The organism is Rhodopseudomonas rhenobacensis, from assembly GCF_014203125.1.
GTDB lineage: Bacteria > Pseudomonadota > Alphaproteobacteria > Rhizobiales > Xanthobacteraceae > Rhodopseudomonas_A > Rhodopseudomonas_A rhenobacensis.
In genome coordinates this window covers 11,928-31,885 of record NZ_JACHIH010000019.1, presented here as the reverse complement: position 1 = coordinate 31,885, position 19,958 = coordinate 11,928, and the positions used below count along the sequence as shown (strand labels likewise).

General features: G+C 65.7%; 19 protein-coding genes and 1 tRNA gene. 14 read left to right on the top strand and 6 right to left on the bottom strand.

Annotated elements, in window-relative coordinates:
• Positions 1–99: 99 nt before the first annotated feature.
• Positions 100–1,164 carry an ABC transporter ATP-binding protein gene (locus tag HNR60_RS14965; protein ID WP_184258838.1) on the bottom strand — a complete coding sequence of 355 codons (1,065 nt, stop codon included), beginning with the start codon at positions 1,162–1,164 and terminating at the stop codon, positions 100–102.
• A 216-nt stretch (positions 1,165–1,380) separates the two neighbouring features.
• On the opposite strand from HNR60_RS14965, the gene HNR60_RS14960 reads away from it, so the two are divergent.
• The 5 genes from HNR60_RS14960 (at position 1,381) to HNR60_RS14940 (ending at position 6,052) form a co-directional block, all read left to right on the top strand.
• On the top strand, positions 1,381–3,180 hold the full coding sequence (locus HNR60_RS14960) for an IlvD/Edd family dehydratase (RefSeq protein WP_184258836.1): 1,800 nt from the start codon (positions 1,381–1,383) through the stop codon (positions 3,178–3,180).
• Positions 3,181–3,440: 260 nt separating this feature from the next.
• Complete coding sequence (locus HNR60_RS14955; RefSeq protein WP_184258834.1) at positions 3,441–4,175, top strand: SDR family oxidoreductase; 735 nt, start codon at positions 3,441–3,443, stop codon at positions 4,173–4,175.
• A 175-nt stretch (positions 4,176–4,350) separates the two neighbouring features.
• Entirely contained in the window at positions 4,351–5,097 is a 747-nt protein-coding gene (locus HNR60_RS14950) for an SDR family NAD(P)-dependent oxidoreductase (protein ID WP_184258832.1), read from the top strand.
• 189 nt (positions 5,098–5,286) lie between these two features.
• Positions 5,287–5,360 (top strand) — tRNA-Gln (locus tag HNR60_RS14945).
• Between the two features lie 425 nt (positions 5,361–5,785).
• Positions 5,786–6,052 carry a hypothetical protein gene (locus HNR60_RS14940; RefSeq protein ID WP_184258830.1) on the top strand — a complete coding sequence of 89 codons (267 nt, stop codon included), beginning with the start codon at positions 5,786–5,788 and terminating at the stop codon, positions 6,050–6,052.
• Positions 6,053–6,121: 69 nt separating this feature from the next.
• On the opposite strand, the gene HNR60_RS14935 is transcribed toward HNR60_RS14940, so the two are convergent.
• Complete coding sequence (locus tag HNR60_RS14935; protein WP_184258828.1) at positions 6,122–6,511, bottom strand: hypothetical protein; 390 nt, start codon at positions 6,509–6,511, stop codon at positions 6,122–6,124.
• 111 nt (positions 6,512–6,622) lie between these two features.
• Here HNR60_RS14935 and HNR60_RS14930 point away from each other — a divergent pair, with 111 nt between their 5' ends.
• Positions 6,623–6,919, top strand: coding sequence for a GIY-YIG nuclease family protein (locus tag HNR60_RS14930; RefSeq protein ID WP_184258826.1), 297 nt, complete (start codon positions 6,623–6,625; stop codon positions 6,917–6,919).
• Positions 6,920–6,975: 56 nt separating this feature from the next.
• Positions 6,976–7,182 carry a hypothetical protein gene (locus tag HNR60_RS14925; protein WP_184258824.1) on the top strand — a complete coding sequence of 69 codons (207 nt, stop codon included), beginning with the start codon at positions 6,976–6,978 and terminating at the stop codon, positions 7,180–7,182.
• A 946-nt stretch (positions 7,183–8,128) separates the two neighbouring features.
• Here HNR60_RS14925 and HNR60_RS14920 read toward each other — a convergent pair.
• From HNR60_RS14920 to HNR60_RS14910, 3 genes are all read right to left on the bottom strand, one after another.
• Positions 8,129–8,404 carry a DUF3297 family protein gene (locus tag HNR60_RS14920; RefSeq protein WP_184258822.1) on the bottom strand — a complete coding sequence of 92 codons (276 nt, stop codon included), beginning with the start codon at positions 8,402–8,404 and terminating at the stop codon, positions 8,129–8,131.
• Positions 8,404–8,880: a glutathione peroxidase gene (locus HNR60_RS14915; RefSeq protein ID WP_184258820.1), complete on the bottom strand. Its 477-nt coding sequence runs from the start codon at positions 8,878–8,880 to the stop codon at positions 8,404–8,406. The genes HNR60_RS14920 and HNR60_RS14915 overlap by 1 nt, the downstream gene beginning before the upstream one ends.
• A gap of 151 nt (positions 8,881–9,031) precedes the next feature.
• Positions 9,032–9,289: a DUF6894 family protein gene (locus tag HNR60_RS14910; protein ID WP_184258818.1), complete on the bottom strand. Its 258-nt coding sequence runs from the start codon at positions 9,287–9,289 to the stop codon at positions 9,032–9,034.
• A gap of 127 nt (positions 9,290–9,416) precedes the next feature.
• Between HNR60_RS14910 and pip the strand changes: the two genes are divergently transcribed.
• From pip to HNR60_RS14875, 7 genes are all read left to right on the top strand, one after another.
• Entirely contained in the window at positions 9,417–10,403 is a 987-nt protein-coding gene (gene pip, locus HNR60_RS14905; RefSeq protein ID WP_184258816.1) for a prolyl aminopeptidase, read from the top strand.
• 239 nt (positions 10,404–10,642) lie between these two features.
• On the top strand, positions 10,643–13,498 hold the full coding sequence (locus tag HNR60_RS14900; protein WP_184258814.1) for a bifunctional transaldolase/phosoglucose isomerase: 2,856 nt from the start codon (positions 10,643–10,645) through the stop codon (positions 13,496–13,498).
• Between the two features lie 27 nt (positions 13,499–13,525).
• Positions 13,526–14,563 (top strand): phosphogluconate dehydrogenase (NAD(+)-dependent, decarboxylating), encoded by a 1,038-nt coding sequence (gene gnd, locus HNR60_RS14895; RefSeq protein ID WP_184258812.1) that lies wholly within the window; start codon positions 13,526–13,528, stop codon positions 14,561–14,563.
• Positions 14,560–16,074: a glucose-6-phosphate dehydrogenase gene (zwf, locus tag HNR60_RS14890; protein ID WP_184258810.1), complete on the top strand. Its 1,515-nt coding sequence runs from the start codon at positions 14,560–14,562 to the stop codon at positions 16,072–16,074. The genes gnd and zwf overlap by 4 nt, the downstream gene beginning before the upstream one ends.
• Positions 16,075–16,076: 2 nt before the next feature.
• Complete coding sequence (gene pgl / locus HNR60_RS14885) at positions 16,077–16,805, top strand: 6-phosphogluconolactonase (protein WP_184258952.1); 729 nt, start codon at positions 16,077–16,079, stop codon at positions 16,803–16,805.
• The gene (locus HNR60_RS14880) at positions 16,798–17,340 is read left to right on the top strand and encodes a gluconokinase (protein WP_184258808.1); all 543 of its coding nucleotides are present in this window, start codon (positions 16,798–16,800) and stop codon (positions 17,338–17,340) included. The genes pgl and HNR60_RS14880 overlap by 8 nt, the downstream gene beginning before the upstream one ends.
• Entirely contained in the window at positions 17,337–18,149 is an 813-nt protein-coding gene (locus tag HNR60_RS14875) for a Cof-type HAD-IIB family hydrolase (RefSeq protein WP_184258806.1), read from the top strand. Before HNR60_RS14880 ends, HNR60_RS14875 begins: the two co-directional genes overlap by 4 nt.
• A 3-nt stretch (positions 18,150–18,152) precedes the next feature.
• Here the strand turns inward: HNR60_RS14875 and HNR60_RS14870 are convergent, their stop codons facing one another.
• Positions 18,153–19,955, bottom strand: a complete 1,803-nt coding sequence (locus HNR60_RS14870) for a glycoside hydrolase family 15 protein (protein WP_184258805.1) — start codon at positions 19,953–19,955, stop codon at positions 18,153–18,155.
• Between the last annotated feature and the right edge of the window lie 3 nt (positions 19,956–19,958).

The following is a 19,958-nucleotide window of genomic DNA, read 5'->3' as shown; positions in this document are numbered from 1 at the left end:
TATGGATTCCAGGCCTGTACGCCAGCCGGCTAACGCCGCCTGGCCTGCATCCCGGAATGACCAAGGCTGTGCTGAAGCGCAATTTCACTCTCTCCAAGTTCAGAGTCGCTTGCCGGTGGCGTCGTCGAACAGATGCGCGGCGCTGGCGCGCGGCTTGAGATAGATGCGATCGCCGGGCTGCACGCTGCGGCGATCGCGGAAGACCGCGATCAGTTCCTGGGTGCCGACCCGCGCCACGATCTGGGTTTCCGAGCCGGTCGGCTCGACCACCACCACTTCGGCCTCGATGCCGTCGTCGGCGAATTCCAGGTGCTCGGGCCTGATACCATAGGTCACCGCCTTGCCGTTGGCCGACGCCGGCGCCGCCTCGATCGGCAGCCTGGCGCCGCTCGCGGTCTCCACCCAGGGCTGGCCGCCGTTGACCTTGAGCTCGCCGTTGAGGAAATTCATCGCCGGCGAGCCGATGAACCCGGCGACGAATTTGTTGTCGGGGCGGTCGTAGAGATCGAGCGGCGAGCCCATCTGCTCGACGATGCCGTCCTGCATCACCACGATCTTGTCGGCCATGGTCATCGCCTCGATCTGGTCGTGGGTGACATAGACCGTGGTGGTTTTCAGCCGCTGGTGCAGTTCCTTGATCTCGGTGCGCATCGCCACCCGCAGCTTGGCGTCGAGGTTGGACAACGGCTCGTCGAACAGAAACACCTGCGGATCGCGCACGATCGCCCGGCCCATCGCCACCCGCTGGCGCTGGCCGCCGGAGAGTTGCCGCGGATAGCGATCGAGCAGCTTGCGCAAATCCAAGATGTCGGCGGCGCGGTTGACCTTTTCGTCGATGATCGCCTGCTCGGCGCCGCGCAGCTTCAGCGAGAAGCCCATATTCTGCGCCACGGTCATATGCGGATACAGCGCGTAGTTCTGGAACACCATGGCGATGTCGCGCTCTTTGGGCTGCACGTCGTTGACCACGCGGTCGCCGATCGAAATAGTGCCGGAGGTGATCTTCTCCAGCCCGGCCAGCATCCGTAGTAAGGTGGACTTGCCGCAGCCGGAGGGGCCGACCAGCACCACGAAGGCGCCGTCCTCGATCGGGACGCTGACGCCGTGCAACACTTCGAAGCCGCCGAAAGATTTCCGCACGTCGTGGATCTGCACCGACGCCATCAAATTCCTCCCAGACACCGTCGGCTTGTGTGCGGTCATTGCCGCCGCCGCGTTTGTTGACCGAGGTCTTAGCAGAAATTTTCGGCGGTGTCGCCGCATGAAAACGTGACGGACATCGCGCGGCCGGCGTTGCGCAGTCCAGATCGGCGTGCCAACATTCGCCAGCAAACAACAAATGCGCGCCAAAAGATCAATGTGTGCGCTGCGGGAGAAACGATGGACAAGCCGGTGACCAGGCGCAAGCTGCGCTCCAGCGAATGGTTCAATGACCCTCACAATCCCGCGATGACCGCGCTCTATCTGGAGCGCTATTTGAACTACGGACTGACCAGAAAAGAACTACAGGCCGGCAAGCCGATCATCGGCATCGCGCAGACCGGCAACGATCTTTCGCCGTGCAACAGGCATCATTTGGAACTGGCGCAGCGGGTGCGCGAGGGCATCCGCGAGGCCGGCGGCATCGCGATGGAATTTCCGATGCATCCGATCCAAGAGACCGGCAAGCGGCCGACCGCGGCGCTCGACCGCAACCTGGCCTATCTCGGGCTGGTCGAGATCCTGTTCAGCTACCCGCTCGACGGCGTGGTGCTAACCACCGGCTGCGACAAGACCACGCCGGCCTGCCTGATGGCGGCGGCGACGGTGAACCTGCCGGCGATCGTGTTGTCCGGCGGGCCGATGCTGAACGGCTGGCATGAGGGCGAGCGCACCGGCTCCGGAACCGTGATCTGGAAGTCGCGCGAGCGGATGGCCGCGGGCGAGATCGACTACGAGGAGTTCATGGACATCGTCGCCTCCTCGGCGCCGTCGGTCGGACATTGCAACACCATGGGCACGGCGTCGACGATGAACGCGCTGGCCGAAGCGCTCGGGATGTCGCTGCCCGGCTGCGCCGCGATCCCGGCGCCGTATCGCGAGCGCGGCCAGATCGCCTACCAGACCGGGCTGCGCGCGGTGCAAATGGTCTGGGAAGATCTGAAGCCATCGGACATTCTGACGCGACAAGCCTTCGAGAACGCCATCGTGGTGAATTCGGCGATCGGCGGCTCCACCAATGCGCCGATCCACCTCAATGCGCTGGCGCGCCATATCGGCGTGGAGCTTTCGATCGACGACTGGCAGAGCGTCGGCCATAAGATTCCGCTGCTGGTCAACATGCAGCCGGCGGGCTTCTATCTCGGCGAGGAATTTCATCGCGCCGGCGGCGTGCCTTCGGTGGTGCGCGAACTGACCAAGCACGGCAAGATCCACAACGACGCGCTGACGGTGAATGGCCGCGGCATCGGCGCGAACTGCGCCAACGCGGCTTTGCCCGACGGCGAGGTGATCAAGACTTACGACGGCCCGCTGGTGCAGGACGCCGGCTTCCTGGTGCTGCGCGGCAACCTGTTCGAGTCCGCGATCATGAAGACCAGCGTAATATCGCTGGAATTCCGCGAGCGCTATCTGTCGACGCCGGGCGATCTCAACGCCTTCGAGGGCCGCGCCATCGTGTTCGAAGGCCCGGAGGACTATCACGCCCGGATCGACGACGAAGCGCTCGACATCGACGAGCACTGCATCCTGTTCGTGCGCGGCACCGGCCCGATCGGCTATCCGGGCGGCGCCGAGGTGGTCAACATGCAGCCGCCGGCCGCCTTGATCAAACGCGGCATCCACTCGCTGCCCTGCATCGGCGATGGAAGGCAGTCCGGCACCTCGGGCTCGCCGTCGATCCTCAACGCCACGCCGGAAGCCGCCGCCGATGGCGGCCTCGCAATCCTGAAGACCGGCGACAAGGTGCGGATCGACCTCAATGTGGGTAGCGCCAATATTCTGATCTCCGACGACGAGTTGGCGCAACGCCGCGCCGAGCTGAAGGCGCATGGCGGCTTCAAATATCCGGCGCACCAGACGCCGTGGCAGGAGCTGTATCGCGCGACCGTGGGCCAGCAGGCCACCGGCGCCTGCCTGGAACTCGCGACGCGCTATCACGACATCGCCGGCCTGGTCGGGGTGGCGAGGCATAATCACTAGGAGAAGCGATCCACGCACTGCTCACCTCTCCCCGCTTGCGGGGAGAGGTCGGCCGGCGAGCGCAGCGAAGCCGGCCGGGTGAGGGGGCGCCAGCGTTTCGCTGTGACGCCCCCTCACCCGACTCGAACGCGCTACGCGCATTCGAGCCACCCTCTCCCCGCGCGCGGGGAGAGGGAAGAACGCCGCCGAGTCAAGCAACGATCAAGTTGACACGCGTCTGGCGGCTTAAACCGAAGGACAACAATGAGGGGAGAAACGCGATGTCCAACCGCCTGCAGGGCAAGCGCGCGCTGGTGACCGCCGCCGCGGCCGGTATTGGCCGGGCCTGCGCGATCGCCTTTGCACGCGAAGGCGCCAGCGTGATCGCCACCGACATCGACGAGGCGGCGCTGGCAACGCTCGCCGTCGAGGGCGTCAGCGAAGTGCACCGGCTCGACGTGCGCGACAGCGCCGCGGTCGCCGCTCTCGCGTCGCACATCGGCACCGTCGACATCCTGCTCAACGCCGCCGGCTTCGTGCATCACGGCAGCGTGCTGGATTGCTCCGACGACGACTGGGAGTTTTCTTTCGACCTCAACGTCAAATCGATGCACCGCACCATCCGGGCGTTTCTGCCGCGCATGCTGCAGGCCGGCCACGGCAGCATCGTCAACATCGCGTCGGCCGCCGGCGTGTTCAAGGCGGCGCCGAACCGCTACGTCTACGGCGCCAGCAAGGCCGCGGTGGCGGCACTGACCCGCGCGGTGGCGGTGGATTTCGTCACTAAAGGAATCCGCTGCAACGCGATCTGCCCCGGCACCATCGAGACGCCGTCGATGCTGCAGCGCGCCGCCGCCGCCGGACCGCAGGGCCGCGAGCTGTTCGTGTCGCGGCAGCCGATGGGCCGGCTCGGCACGGCCGAGGAGATCGCCGCACTCGCGGTCTATCTCGCCAGCGACGAGAGTTCGTTCACCACCGGCGTCGCGCATATCATCGACGGCGGCTGGACGCTGTGAATTTGCCCGCGCTCTCCGCACCGTGCCCCGGACGCGATGCGATACGCAGTATCGCTTCGCAGAGCCGGGGCCGTCACAAAGTCGGCATCCGTAACGGTCCCGGTTCTGCGAAGCGGCATGAAGAATGCCGCATCGCGCCCGGGACACGAAACCGAAGGCAAAGAGAGAGTCGGACATGAACAGCATCGATCTCAACGGCCGCTGCGCCGTGGTCACCGGCGGCGCGCAGGGCTTTGGCCGCGCCATCACCGAACGCTTCGTCGCTTCGGGCGCGAGGGTCGCGATCTGGGACCATGACATCGCCTTCGCTGAGCGGACCGCCAAGGAAATCGGCGACCCGGTCACCGCGGTCGAAGTCGACGTCTCCGATGTGGCCGCGGTCGAAGCCGCGCGCGACGCCACGATGAAAGCCTTCGGCAAGATCGACATCCTGGTCAACAATGCCGGCATCGCCGGCATCAACAAGCCGGTGTGGGAGACCGATCTCGCCGAATGGCGCAAGGTGCTGCGGATCAATCTCGACGGCCCGTTCATCTGCTGCAAGGCGATCGTGCCGTTGATGATCGGGCACAAATACGGCCGCATCATCAACATCGCCTCGATCGCCGGCAAGGAGGGCAACCCCAACGCCGCGCATTACTCCGCGTCGAAAGCCGGTCTGATCGCGCTGACGAAATCGCTCGGCAAGGAATTGGCGGCCTACGACATCGCCGTCAACGCGGTGACGCCGGCGGCGGCCAAGACCGCGATCTTCGAGCAGATGACGCAGCAGCAGATCGACTTCATGCTGTCGAAGATCCCCAAGGGCCGCTTCGTGCTGGTGGAAGAGCTGGCGGCGATGGTGGCGTGGCTGGCCTCGGAGGACTGCGCGTTTTCCACCGGCGCGGTGTTCGACATCTCCGGCGGCCGCGCCACTTATTGACCGGGCCGGGCCGCGACGGCGCCGCCCTGCCCGCGCGGCGGCGCCTTCTTGCCGCGCGATGCAAATCGCTGTGGCTTTGCGCCGGTTCTGCGCTTGCCAAGCCCGGGAGTGAGCGGGTAGAAGGACGCACCTTGCGCTTCGCGGTTTTCTCCTCAGCTTTGGAAAAACAGCCTAAGCCACGGAAACCATTGGGGAATGGTGTAACGGTAGCACAACAGACTCTGACTCTGTTTGTCTAGGTTCGAATCCTAGTTCCCCAGCCAGCCCCGGCCCCTTCCCATCGTAAGTCCGAATCGCTGCATTGCTGCACTGCAGGCGAGACTGTTGCGCTCGAATCATGCGCGACGCGCTCATCAATTCGGCCGGCCTCGCCAATCCCGAACGAACCTGCCAGACCTATAAATAGTGTTTCTCTACAATGATTTATGCCGCATTCGCTTGGCTACGCTTAGTGGTTCCGTAGTTTTCAGATCAATTCCACCAGCCCATTTTTTGGGCAGCAATCCACCAAATATTACCTATACACGGCATTGGGATTGATCTAGCGCATTGCGAAATGGTGCAGCGCACCTATCTGCTGTTAAACCGCTGTCACAGAAATTTAGGGAGCCAAACCACCTCCAAGAGGGCTCGTTTCAGGGAATCGTTTCCTTGATCAGACGGTTCCGCGACATAAAGGACGAGTACCATGGCGAATTGCATGCGATGCGGCGACGCGACCACGACGATGGACGTCGAGAACGTCGACGGCGTCTACGAGCTGTACTCCTGGAGCTGTTCTGGCTGCGACCACACCATCCATATGGCGCTGGCTTGCACCTCGGTGGTCGAGCTGCCGGACTATTGCCTGTTCATCGAACCGGCTGATGCGGCGATGGCGGTTGCGCCGTTGCGCGCGCTGGCCGGCTCCGACCAGGCGCCGCGCTACGCCCCGCGCCGGGTCGCCTCGGCCTGATCGATCGCCTCGGCTGCGGCCGGTTTTCCGGCCGTAGAACGGTGCGGCAAACCCGTGGCAGCCGCGCTGCTATTTGGCCGCATCTTTCGCTGGCTGATCCTTGGCCGGAAGATCCTTGGCCGGTTGGTCCTTGGCCTGATCTTTGGGCTGCGGCGCGGCCTCGGCGGGGGCAGACTTGGTTTGCGCCGCCTTCAATTCGTCCACCGTGCTCTGCAATCCGACCAGGCTCGCCTTCAGCGCCTCGATCTGGCGGTTGGCGGCATCCAGCTTCAGCTGCTGATCGCGGCCGAGCTTACTGAGCGTCTTCATCAGGAAGTCGACGTTGCTCTGCAGGCAGCTGGTGCGCCGCTCCATGGTTTTTTCCACGGTGCAGATCTCGATGCCGGGGACGTCCTGGGCGCGCGCCATGCCGACGGAAAGCCAGAGCGTGAGCAGCGCCATCGTCATTCGGACCATCATTGCCGCCTCGCTGAATTGTGTATGGCGCAGCCAAGCGGCTGCCGGCCCCGGCTGTCAACGACTATCAGCCCGAATTTGCCCGCCCCGTGGTTTCGTGAAAGACTCCGGGGCATGGAAGACTGCTTCGTCTATGTGCTCGGCTGCGCCAGCGGCGACCGCTACCTGACCTATGTCGGTTGGACGCTCGACCTCGACCGCAGGCTGGCGCAGCACAATTCCGGCAGCGGCGCCCGCTCGACCCGCGGCCGCAGCTGGGTGCTGCTGCACAGCGAGCGCTACGGCTCGCGCCGCGAGGCGATGAGCCGCGAGTGGCATCTGAAACGCGACCGGACGTTTCGCAAGCGGCTGGCGCAGGCGGCGACCGGCAACATCCAAAAACCTCATTCCGGCGCTGCAGTTTCGCTGTGAGGTCGCAGCGGGCGCGATGACGCGCAGATGATCCGGGCGTCGCAAGGGGGAATGACATGGCCACGCGCGAGAAGCGGCTCGCCGAGTTCAACGGCAACGGCGATCCCCTGCCCGACCAACTGGTCGAGCTGCTATGCGAAGACCACAGCGGCACCTATCAGCTTCCGTTTGCCTGCCGGATGATCGACGGCGAATGGCGCAACGCGCAATCCGACGGCGTGGTCGAGGCCACCGTGGTGGGCTGGCGGTTGCCGCGCCGCTGAGGCTTGCTCGACGTTGTCCCGCAATGCGACGCTTTCGCCCGGCCCTGTTAAGCATTGGAACGGCAGCGGAACGAAACGCGCCCGAATCGGCCGAATCACCAGGTTGCTTGGCGTTCGGGACTAGATATCAAATCTGCCGCCGCTTCCTTGCACTAGATCTGGACAGCAGCAGCGCACCCGCGCCGCCGAACAACTAAGCGCCGGTTAACGCGCCCTCGCGCGCGGGAGTGAGAAGGATCAACACTGCGAATCCGGCCGCGGCTGTTCGGGATCATTCTCGACGCATTGCGGCGTGCCGAAATGCGACGCGTCACCAAGCCCTGTTAAGCTTTGGAACGGCAGCGGAACGAAACGCGGCCGAATCAGCCAAATCAGCAAGCGGCCTCGCGTTCACGGCTAGATATCAAATCCAATGCCGCCGGCGGGCACAACATCTGGACAGCGCGAACGCCCGCGCGACGCCATGCGACGCCGCGCAACTAAGCGCCGGTTAACAGGCCGCACCAAGCGCCGTCGAAGCGCCGCGGCGGGCGCGCGTGAGCACGAGCGTCTGTTGAGATCATTCGGAGTTGGGTCGGATCAGGCGTGAGCCTCGCGCCGTCCCGAAATGCGACGCTTTCGGCAAGCCTCGTTAAGCTTTGGAACGCGGGCGGAACAAAACGCGGCCGAATCAGCCGAATCGCGATGTTCTTCGCGTTCACCGCTAGATCGCGCGACGGACGAGCCGACGCGGCACAAGATGCGGGCTTCGCGCCGTGCTCGATGCCGCAGCGTTCCGCGTTCGCGGTTAGCAAAGGTTAATTCGTCATTGCGAGCCGAGGCCGGCGCGGAGCGCCGGCCGAAGTGCGAAGCAATCCAGGGGCCTCACGCGCCGCCCTGGATTGCTTCGTCGCAAGAGCTCCTCGCAATCACGCGTTGAAACATCGATACGCGAGCCAAGCTGAGGTCAAGCGCCGCCCTGCTCGCCCTTGCTGCGCAGATACGGCTCGACCGGCCCACTCACCTTGATGGTGAGCGGATTGCCGAAGCGGTCCTTGGCGTTGCCGGCGGTGACGCGGATCCAGCCCTCGCTGACGCAATACTCCGCGACGTTGGTCTTCTCGGCGCCCTTGAAGCGGATGCCGACGTCGAGCGCGAGAATCTCTTCGTTGTAGTAAGGGCTCTTCGGATCGTTGGAGAGCCGGTCGGGCAGATTGTCGGTCATGGTCTGATCTTTCGTCATCACAGCAGCGCCTCGATGTCCTTGGTGAGCGATTGCGGCGTCGTGGTCGGCGCGTGCCGCGCCACCACCCTGCCGGATCGATCGACCAGGAATTTGGTGAAATTCCATTTGATCGCCGCACCCAATAGGCCGGATTTTTCGGCCTTCAGATACTGAAACAGCGGATGGGCGCCGCTGCCGTTGACCTCGACCTTGTCGAACATCGGAAAGCTGACGCCGTAATTCTTCTGGCAGAATTGCCCGATCGCGGCCGCGTCGCCGGGCTCCTGATGGCCGAACTGGTTGCAGGGAAACCCGAGCACGGAAAAGCCGCGATCGCCATAGGCCTGTTGCAGCTCCTCCAGCCCCTTGTATTGCGGCGTGAAACCGCAGGCGCTGGCGGTGTTGACGATCAACAGCACCTGGCCCTCGAACTGCTTCAGCGGCAACTCCTGGCCGTCCAGCGTCCTGGCGGAAAAATCATACACAGAGGTCATGGCAGGCTTATCCGGGTTCAAACTGATTCAGGCAACGGGATCGATCGGCGACGCAAGGCGTGCCGCCGGCCTCGATCGCCGCGCCGGCGGCCAGACACAGGCCGCCCAGACGGATTTGGCCGGGGCGCAACGCCCCGGACCGGGTGCGGCGTCAATGCGTCGTCGGCGACGCCTCGTGGATGTCGAGCAGCGCCTCGCTGAACGGAAATTCCAGCACGATCTCGCCCTCCTCGTCGGTGACCTCGAGGCTCGCCTGCAGCAGGCTGGGCTGACTGCCTTCGGCCTTCAGGATCTGGCGGATCGTGGTGCGGGCGACTTCCCAGGCCTGATCCGGGTTGCGCAGCGTCTCGCCTTCGGGATCGAGGATCAGTTCGGTGCCGATGCGGGTGTTGAAATAATAGCGCGGCATGAGTGGGTTCCAGTTGCTCTGCTGCAAAGGTGAGAATTGCCGAGGCGTTCCGCAACCCTCGAACGGGCAATCGGCCCCGGCGCAAAAGCGTCTCGCAAAGCGGTCGCATTGGCTGTAACCAAAGCGGATGGAAGCCGAAGCGCAACCCGTCAAAGCCACCGACCGCCCGGCGCCGCTGTCGTCGCAATGGTGGCCAGCCGGCGGTGATCACGAGATCTACGTCGAATCGGTCGGCCGCGCCGACGGCATCCCCGCGGTCTATCTGCATGGCGGCCCCGGCGGCGGTTGCCAGCCCGATCATCGCCGGCTGTTCGACGCCGAGCAATTCTGCGCGGTGCTGTTCGATCAGCGCGGCTCCGGCCGCAGCCGGCCGAAAGCCAGCCGCGAGGCCAACACGCTGGCCGATTTGATCGCCGATATGGAGATGATCCGCGAGCGCTTCGGCTTCGAACGCTGGATGGTGGTCGGCGGCTCCTGGGGCGCGACGCTGGCGCTGGCCTATGCGCAGGCCTATCCGCAGCGGGTCAGCGGATTGGTGCTGCGCGCCACCTTCCTCGGCAGCCGCGCCGAACTCGACGCCGCGTTCCTCGGGGTGCTGCCGCGGTTCTATCCCGGCCTGCACCAAGATTTTCTCAGCCTGCTCAGCCCGCAGGAGCGCGAGCAGCCGCTGCAAGCCTATTGGCGCCGCATCCTCGATCCCGATCCGGCGATCCATGGGCCGGCCGCCCGCGCCTGGCACGACACCGAGCGGATGCTGTCGGAGCACACGCCCGGCCGCTCGCGGCTCGATCTGCCGTCGCTGACCGGCGCGCGGCCGCTGCCGACCACGCCGATCATGGAAGCGCATTATTTCAGCCATGACTGCTTTTTGCGGCCGAACCAGTTGCTGGACGAGGCCGGCCGGCTGGCCGGGATTCCCGGCATCATCGTGCAGGGCCGCTACGATCTGCTGTGCCCGCCGGCCACGTCCTATGCGCTGGCGGCGAAATGGCCGCAGGCCGACATCCGGGTCGTCGAGGGCGCCGGTCACTCGCTATACGATCCCGGCGTTCGCGACACCGTGATCAAGGCGATCGCCGACCTCGGGCTTAGGATCACCCAATCTGGACGCTGAATACCGCCGCCGCCCCGCAAGGGTCGACGGCAGCACGATGCGGCCGTCGCCGTGTCATTCACGTGATCGGAAACGCAGGTTACGGATAGCTGCCCCGCTGGAACCGATGGCCGCTTTGGACGTAAAGTGGGGGCGGCCGGTCGGTCGGCTGCCGAACGTTGTGTTGACAAACTTCGGCTCTGCGCCAGAACAAGGGAACCGAAGCGGCTTCCGCAAAAATCCAACAGAATCAAGGCATCATGACCCCCGTCAAAGCGCTCGAACAACACGGCCAAGCCGTCTGGCTGGATTTCCTGGCCCGCGGCTTTATCGCCAACGGCGACCTCAAGAAGCTGATCGACGTCGACGGGGTGAAAGGCGTCACCTCGAACCCGTCGATCTTCGAAAAGGCGATCGGCAGTTCGGACGAATATGACGGCGCGATCGGCAGCGCCCTGAAGGGCGGCGACCGCCCGGTGATCGACCTCTACGAAGCGCTCGCGGTCGAAGACATCCAGCACGCCGCCGACGTGCTGCGGCCGGTGTACGACCAATACGACGGCAATGACGGCTACGTCAGCCTGGAAGTCTCGCCCTATCTGGCGCTCGACACCAAGGCCACCATCGCCGAAGCGGAGCGGCTGTGGAAGCAGGTCGACCGCAGCAATCTGATGGTCAAGGTGCCGGCGACGCCCGAGGGCATCCCCGCGATCAAGCACCTGATCTCCAAGGGCATCAGCGTCAACGTCACGCTGCTGTTCGCGCAGCAGGCCTATATCGACGTCGCCGAAGCCTATCTGTCCGGCATCGAGGCCTATGTCGCCGGCGGCGGCAACCCGTCGCATATCGGCAGCGTCGCCAGCTTCTTCGTCAGCCGGATCGACAGCGCGGTCGACAAGCAACTCGATGACAAGATCGCCAAGGCCAACGACCCGACCGAGAAAGAGCGTCTTGCAGCCCTCAAGGGCAAGGTGGCGATCGCCAACGCCAAGCTGGCGTACCAGCATTACAAACAGCTCTATGCCGGCCCGCGCTGGGACAAGCTGAAGGCCGCCGGCGCCAAGCCGCAGCGGCTGTTGTGGGCCTCCACCGGCACCAAGAACAAAGCCTATCGCGACGTGCTTTACGTCGAAGAACTGATCGGGCCGAACACCGTCAACACCGTGCCGCCGGCGACGCTCGACGCATTCCGCGATCACGGCGTGCCGCGCGCCAACAGCCTCGAGGAAAACCTCGACGACGCCAAACAGGTGCTGGCCGATCTCGAGGCCGCCGGCATCTCGCTCGACGAAATCACCAAACAGTTGGTCAAGGAAGGCGTGCAGCTGTTCGCCGACGCCGCCGACAAGCTGCTCGGCGCGGTGGCCTTCAAGCGCGAGACCGTGCTGTCGCAGCGCATCGACGCGCAGACCCTGGCGCTCGGCACGACGCTCGCGAAATCGGTCGAAGCCAGCACCGAGGAATGGCGCGCCGCCGGCAAGATCCGCAGGCTGTGGGAGGGCGACGCCGCGGTGTGGAGCAACACCGACGAAGCCAAATGGGTCGGCTGGCTCAATAGCGCCGCCGCCGAAAAGGCCAAGCTCGCCGACTATCAGGACTTCGCCCAATGGGTGAAGGCCGAGGGCTTCACCGATGCGGTGGTGCTCGGCATGGGCGGCTCCAGCCTCGGCCCGGAAGTACTCGCCGAGACCTTCGGCGAGGTGTCGGGCTTTCCGAAACTGCATGTGCTGGATTCCACCGATCCGGCGCAGGTCCGCGCCACCCGCGACGCCGTCAACCTGACCTCCACGCTGTTCATCGTCTCCAGCAAATCCGGCGGCACCACCGAGCCCAACGTGATGAAGGCGTATTTCTTCGCGCAGGTCAGCGCGATGCTCGGCGCCGACAAGGCGGCCGCGCATTTCGTCGCCGTCACCGATCCCGGCTCGTCGCTGGAAAAACTCGCCAAGCAGCAGGGCTTCGCCCGGATCTTCCACGGCGATCCGACCATCGGCGGGCGCTATTCGGTGCTGTCGCCGTTCGGCCTGGTGCCGGCCGCCGCCGCCGGCATCGACGTCGCGAAGTTTCTCGACTCCGCGTTGGCGATGGTGCGCTCCTGCGGAGCCGACGTGCCGCCGCAGCAGAACCCCGGCGTGCAGCTCGGCCTTGCGCTGGGTCTCGCCGGGCTCGCCGGCCGCGACAAGGTCACCATCCTGTCGTCGAAAGCGGTGGCCGATTTCGGCGCCTGGGCCGAACAGCTGATCGCCGAATCCACCGGCAAGGACGGCAAGGGCCTGATCCCGATCGATGGCGAGACGCTGGGCGAGCCCGCCGCCTACGGCAATGATCGCTTCTTCATCGATCTGCGCACCGAGGCCGAAACCGACGCCGCGCACGACGCCAAACTCCAAGCGCTCGAACAGGCCGGCCATCCGGTGGTGCGGATCGTGTTGAAATCCGCCGATCAGATCGGCCAGGAATTCTTCCGCTTCGAACTCGCCACCGCGGTGGCAGGCTCGGTGCTCGGCATCAACCCGTTCAACCAGCCCGACGTCGAAGCCGCCAAGATCAAGACCCGCGAATTGATCGAAGCCTTCGAGAAGGCCGGCTCGCTGCCGGCGGAAACGCCTGCGATCTCCACCGCCGAGGCCGACCTCTACACCGACGACAAGAACGCCGCGACGCTGCGCAAGGCTGGCGCCGACGGCGATCTCGCCTCCTGGCTGAAGGCGCACTTCGCCCGCGCCGGCGCCGGCGACTACGTGGCGCTGCTGGCCTATATCGCCCGCAATCCCGATCATATCGACACGCTGCAGCACATCCGGCTCGCGGTGCGCGATCGCCAGCATGTCGCGACCTGCGCCGAATTCGGCCCGCGCTTCCTGCACTCCACCGGGCAAGCCTACAAGGGCGGCCCGGACTCGGGCGTGTTCCTGCAGATCACCGCCGACGATGCGCACGACCTCGCAGTGCCGGAGCAGAAGGCGAGCTTCGGCGTGATCAAGGCGGCGCAGGCGCGCGGCGACTTCAACGTGCTGACCGAGCGTCGGCGGCGCGCGCTGCGCGTGCATCTCAAGGGCGATCTCGCCGCCGGGCTGAAAATGCTCGACGCCGCGATTGCCGAAGCCATCAACTAACAGCGTCAACAAACCAACGAGGACTCTATGCAGCTTGGCATGATCGGCCTGGGGCGGATGGGTGGAAATATCGTCCGCCGCCTCATGAACAACGGGCATCATGCCGTGGTGTATGACAAAGACCCCGCCGCCGTCGCGGCCCTCGCGGGCCACGGCGCGGTGGGTGCGTCGTCGCTGGAAGATCTGGTCGCCAAGCTCGACAAGCCGCGCGCGGTCTGGGTGATGCTGCCGGCCGGTCCCATCACCGAAACCACCATCGAAACCCTGCACAAGCTGCTCGATCCCGACGACGTGGTGATCGACGGCGGCAACACGTTCTGGCAGGACGACATCCGCCGCGCCAAGGCGCTGCGCGAACGCCAGATCCATTATGTCGACGTCGGCACCAGCGGCGGCGTCTGGGGCATCGACCGCGGCTATTGCATGATGATCGGCGGCGACAAGAAGGTCGTCGATCGGCTCGATCCGATCTTCGCGACGCTTTCGCCCGGCATCGGCGACATCCCCCGCACCCCGGGGCGCGACGGCCGCGACGCCCGCGTCGAACAGGGCTACATGCATACTGGCCCGGTCGGCGCCGGGCATTTCGTCAAGATGATCCACAACGGCATCGAATACGGCCTGATGCAGGCCTATGCCGAGGGCTTCGACATTCTGAAGAACGCCAATGGCGCTGCATTGCCGAGCGAGCATCGCTTCGATCTCGACATCGCCGACATCGCCGAAGTCTGGCGCCGCGGCAGCGTGATCCCGTCCTGGCTGCTCGACCTCACCGCCTCGGCGCTGGCCGACAACCACACGCTGGATAACTACTCGGGCTTCGTCGAGGATTCCGGCGAAGGCCGCTGGACCATCAACGCCGCGATCGACGAGGCAGTGCCCGCCGAGGTGCTGACCGCGGCGTTGTTCGCGCGATTCCGCTCGCGCCAGGAACATACTTTCTCCGAAAAGATTCTCTCCGCGATGCGCGCCGGCTTCGGGGGTCACAAGGAGCCGCAGCAGCACCCCGACCCGGTGCGGCAGTCGGGCCCCAAGATCCTGAAGCCGGAGGCCGAGCGCTCGTGACCACACAAACCGATCCCACCTTGCCCGAGGGCTGCGCCTTCGTGATCTTCGGCGTCACCGGCGACCTCACCCATCGGCTGGTGATCCCGGCGCTGTACAATCTCGCCGAAGCCAATCTGCTGCCGGAAAAATTCTGCGTGGTCGGCATCACCCGCAAGGAGATGTCGAGCGACGATCTGCGCGCCAGTCTGATGAAGGGCCTGCACGACTTTGCAACCCGGCCGGTCGACGACGCGGTGGCCGAGCGATTGTTGTACTGCGTCACCGCGGTCAGCGCCGATCCCGGCAATCCGGACTCCTTCGACAAGCTGCGCGAGCGGCTGGAGAAGCTCGAGGCCGACCGCGCCACCGGCGGCAACCGGCTGTTCTATCTGGCGACGCCGCCGGACGCGTTCGCGCCGATCAGCCGCGAACTCGGCCGCACCGGCCTCTTGCACGAGGACCCCGGCGGCGCCTGGCGCCGGCTGGTGGTCGAAAAGCCGTTCGGCACTGACCTTGCGAGCGCCAAGGCGCTGAATGCCGAACTGCTGAAGATCGTGCCGGAGCACGAGCTGTACCGGATCGATCACTACCTCGGCAAAGAGACCGTGCAGAACATTCTGGTGCTGCGGTTCGCCAACGGCATGTTCGAGCCGATCTGGAACCGCGACCATATCGAACACGTGCAGATCACCGTCGAGGAAAAGCTCGGCGTGGCGCATCGCGGCAGCTTCTACGACGCCACCGGCGCGCTGCGCGACATGGTGCCGAATCATCTGTTCCAGCTGCTGTCGCTGGTGGCGATGGAGCCGCCGGCGCATTTCAACGCCCATGCGGTGCGCTCCGCCAAGGCCGAGGTGCTGACCGCGATCCAGATCCAGAGCGAGACCGAGGCGTTGAAGAATTCGGTGCGCGGGCAATACGTCTCCGGCCGGGTCGGCGACACCGAGGTGATCGATTATCGCAGCGTCAAGGACGTCGACCCGGACAGCACCACCGAAACCTACGCGGCGCTGAAGCTGACCATCGACAACTGGCGCTGGGCCGGCGTGCCGTTCTATCTGCGCACCGGCAAGGCGCTGGGCGCCAAGCGCACCGAGGTGGCGATCAAGTTCAAGCAGGCGCCGTTCGCGATGTTCCGCTGCACCCCGGTGCAGGAATTGTCGCAGAACTATCTGGTGATCGGCATCGAGCCGGTCGAGGGCATTTCGCTGCAGTTCAACTCGAAGATCCCGGGTCCGACCATCGCCATCGACGGCGTCGAGATGACCTTCGAATACAAGGACTACTTCAAGGTCGCGCCGTCGACCGGCTACGAGACGCTGATCCACGACTGCATGATCGGCGACAACATCCTGTTCCAGCGCGCCGACGCCATCGAGGCCGGCTGGGCTGTGGTGCAGCCGTTCCTCGACGCCTGGGCCAAGGCCGCCGGCAAGGGCCTGCAGGTCTATCGCGCCGGAAGCCCCGGCCCGGACAGCGCCGAGGCGCTCTTGACCCGCGACGGCCGCAACTGGCGCGAGCCGGGTTGAGCGTGGCCCTCCGCCGCGACATCGTCGCCGATACCGAGTCGCTCGCCAGAGCCGCAGCCACGCGGCTGCTGGCGCGGATCGACGCGCAGCCGGAGCGCGTCGCAATTTGTCTGACCGGCGGCTCCGGGCCGAAGCGCTTGTTCGAATTGCTGGCGGATGAGTTTTCCGCGCGGATTCCCTGGCCGCGGGTGCATTGGTTCATCGGCGACGACCGCTTCGTGCCGCAGCACGACGAGCTGAGCAACATCGGCACGGCGCGGCGGATGCTGCTCGACGGCCGCGCGCCGGCGGGAAATATCCACGCGATTCCCACCGAGCTCGCGACGCCGGACGACGCCGCCCTCACCTATCAACGCACCTTGCAGGCGTTCTACGGCGCCGATCAGTTTGAGCCGGCGCGGCCGCTGTTCGACCTGGTGCTGATGGGCATGGGCCCCGACGGCCACACCGCCTCGCTGTTTCCCGACGCGCCGGCGCTCGGCGAACGGCAGCGCTGGGTGGTCGGCGTCGAGACCGCGCATGTCGCCCCGTTCGTGCCGCGCGTCACGCTGACGTTGCCGGCACTGGCGTCGTGCCGCGAAATGCTGTTTCTGGTCGGCGGCGCCGAGAAGCGCGCCGTACTGTCGCGCGTGCTGGCCGGCGAGGATCTGCCGGCGGCGCGGGCGCAATCGCAGCGCGAAACGGTCTGGCTGATCGACCGCGCCGCGTGGCCGGAGAAGTTCGATGGGTGATGAGACGCACGCGATGCCGAGCGTGCTGATTGTGATGGGGGTCTCCGGCGCCGGCAAGAGCACCATCGCCGAAGCCCTGGCGCAGCGGCTGGGCTGGCGTTTTGCCGACGCCGACGGCTTTCACCCCGCCGCCAATGTGGCGAAGATGAGCGCCGGTTATCCCTTGACCGATGACGACCGCTGGCCGTGGCTGCGCGCCATCGCCGAGGAGATCGACCGCGTCGCCGCCGCCGGCAGCCATGCGGTGATCGCCTGCTCGGCGCTGAAACGCGCCTATCGCGACGTGCTGCTGCATGGCCGCGGCGACGTCCGGCTGGTCTATCTCGACGGCGATCGCCAGCTGATCGGCGCGCGGCTGGCGCTGCGCCACGATCACTTCATGCCGCCGGGATTGCTGGACAGCCAGTTCGGCACGCTGGAAGTGCCGCACGCCGACGAACAGCCGATCGTGGTGGCGATCGACCGTCCGGTCGAGGCGATGGTCGACGACATCCTGGCGCGGCTGCCGGGACACACAAGGAAACTGGTTGAATGAGCCGCATCGCTCTGGTGATCTCCGACGTCGACGGCACGCTGGTGACCAAGGACAAGCGATTGACCGAGGCCGCACAGAAAGCGGTGGCGCGGCTGCGCGGCGCCGGCATCGGCTTCACCGTGACCAGCAGCCGGCCGCCGGTCGGGATGCGGATGCTGGTCGACCCGCTCGACCTCGATCTGCCGATGGGGCCGTTCAACGGCTCCTCGATCGTCGACCCGCAATTCGTCGTGCTGGAGCAGCATCGGATTCCCGCACACGCCGCCGCGACCGCGCTCAAGGTGCTGGCGGATTTTTCGGTCGACGCCTGGCTGTTCACCACCGACCACTGGTTCGTCCGCAAGCTCGATGGCGCTTACGTCGCGCATGAGCAGTCGACCATCCAGTCCGATCCGACGGCGATCGAGGATTTTGCGCCGTATCTCGACCAGGCCTGCAAGATCGTCGGCGCCAGCGATGACGCGGATTTGCTGGAGCGCTGCGAACAAGCCGTGCAACAGGCGCTCGGCCATGAGGCTTTGGCGGTGCGCTCGCAGAGCTACTACCTCGACATCACCCCGCCCGGCCAGGATAAGGGCAGCTTCGTCCGCGCGATGGCGCGGCGGCTCGGCATCACCACCGACGCCATCGCCACCATCGGCGACATGCAGAACGATCTGGCGATGTTCAAGACCAGCGGGCTGCCGATAGCGATGGGCAACGCCACCGCCGACGTGCAGCGCCAGGCCCGCCACGTCAGCACGTCGAACGAGGACGAAGGCTTTGCGGCGGCGGTGGATTTCATTTTGAAGCAGCAGGCGGCGAGCTGAGGCTTACTTCGCCCGCTGCGTCACCGGCTTGTCGGCCGGCTGTTGTGCGGCGGAGAGGTTTTGCGCGGTGTTGATCAGCGCGATGTGGGTCAAGGCCTGCGGGAAATTGCCGGTCTGACGCTTGGCATCGGAGTCATATTCTTCGGCGAGCAGTCCGATGTCGTTGGCGACCGAGGCGACGCGGTCGAACAGCGCCCGCGCCTTGTCGATCTCGCCGGCCAACAGATAGGCGTCGGCGAGCCACAGGCTGCAGGCCAGGAAGGCGCCTTCGATCGGCTGCTGTTCATCGGTGGCTTCGCGTGGATCGTGGCGCAGCACGAAGCCGTCGCGCATCAGGTGTTGTTCGATCGCCTCGAGCGTGCCCTGCACCCGTGGGTCCGACGCCGGCAGGAAACCGACCGACGGCAGCAGCAGGATCGAGGCATCCAGCACCTTGGCGCCGTAGGATTCCACAAAGCAGTTTTGCTCTTTGTCGAAGCCGTTGGTGCAGACGTCGCGATGAATGTCGTCGCGCAGCGCCCGCCAAGTATCCAGCGGCCCGTCGAGGCCGAACATTTCCGCGCTCTTGATGCCGCGGTCGAACGCCACCCAGGTCATCACCTTGGAGGACACGTAGTGCCGGCCGGCGCCGCGGCGCTCCCAGATGCCGCTGTCGGGCTCGTTCCAGATCTTCGCAAGATGCTCGAGCACGGCGCATTCCAGCGACCACGACTCGCCGTCGAGCATGATGTCGGCCACCCGCCACTGATGGAACGCGTCGATCAATTCGCCATAGACGTCGAGCTGCAACTGCGCGTGCGCCGCATTGCCGATCCGCACCGGCTCGGCGCCCTCATAGCCCGGCAGCCAGTCAGCCTGCCATTCCAGCAGCCGGCGCTGCCCCATGATGCCGTACATGATCTGCAGGTCGGCCGGGGAGCCTGCCACCGCGCGCAGCAGCCAATTGTGCCAGGCCGAGGCTTCCTCGGTGTAGCCGGAATTGATCAGCGCCAACAGCGTGAAGGTGGCGTCGCGCAGCCAGCAATAGCGATAGTCCCAATTGCGGGCGCCGCCGAGTTTCTCCGGCAGCGAGGTGGTGGGCGCGGCGACGATGCCGCCGCTCGGCGCGAAGGTCAGCGCCTTCAGCGTGATCAGCGAGCGCATCACCAGGTCGCGATGCTCGCCGTGATAGCTGCAGCGCCCGGACCATTCCGCCCAGAACTGCTCGGTTTCGGCGAGCGCCTGCGCGGGGTCGATCGCCGCCGGCACCGCCAGATGCGACGCCGCATAGGTCAGCACGAACGGCACCGTCGCGCCGGCTTCGACCTCGAACTCCGACACCGTGGTCATGGCTTCGCCATGGGTGTCGATCGGGGTGCGCAGCACCGTCATATCGGGGCCGCAGATCGCCAGCAGGGCGCCGCCGTCGGTGCGCTTCACCCAGGGAATATTGGCGCCGAAACCGAAGCGGATCACGAGCTCCATCCGCATCTTGACGCGGCCGTGGTCGCCGCGCACCAGCCGCACCACGTCGGAGGCCGAGCCGCGCGGCGGCATGAAGTCGATCAGCGTCACGGTGCCGGTCGCGGTGGTGAGCCGGGTCTCCAGGATCAGCGAATCGCCGCGGTAGCGCCGCGAGCAGGCGATCACCAGGTCGGCCGGCGCGATCTGCCAGCGGCCGTGCTTGTTGGAGCCGAGCAGCGCGGAAAAGCAGGCCTCGGAATCGAACGACGGCCAGCACAGCCAATCGATCGAGCCGTCGCGGCCGACCAGGGCGGCGGTCTCGCAATCGCCGATCAGGCCGTAATCTTCGATGTGTCCGGGCAAATG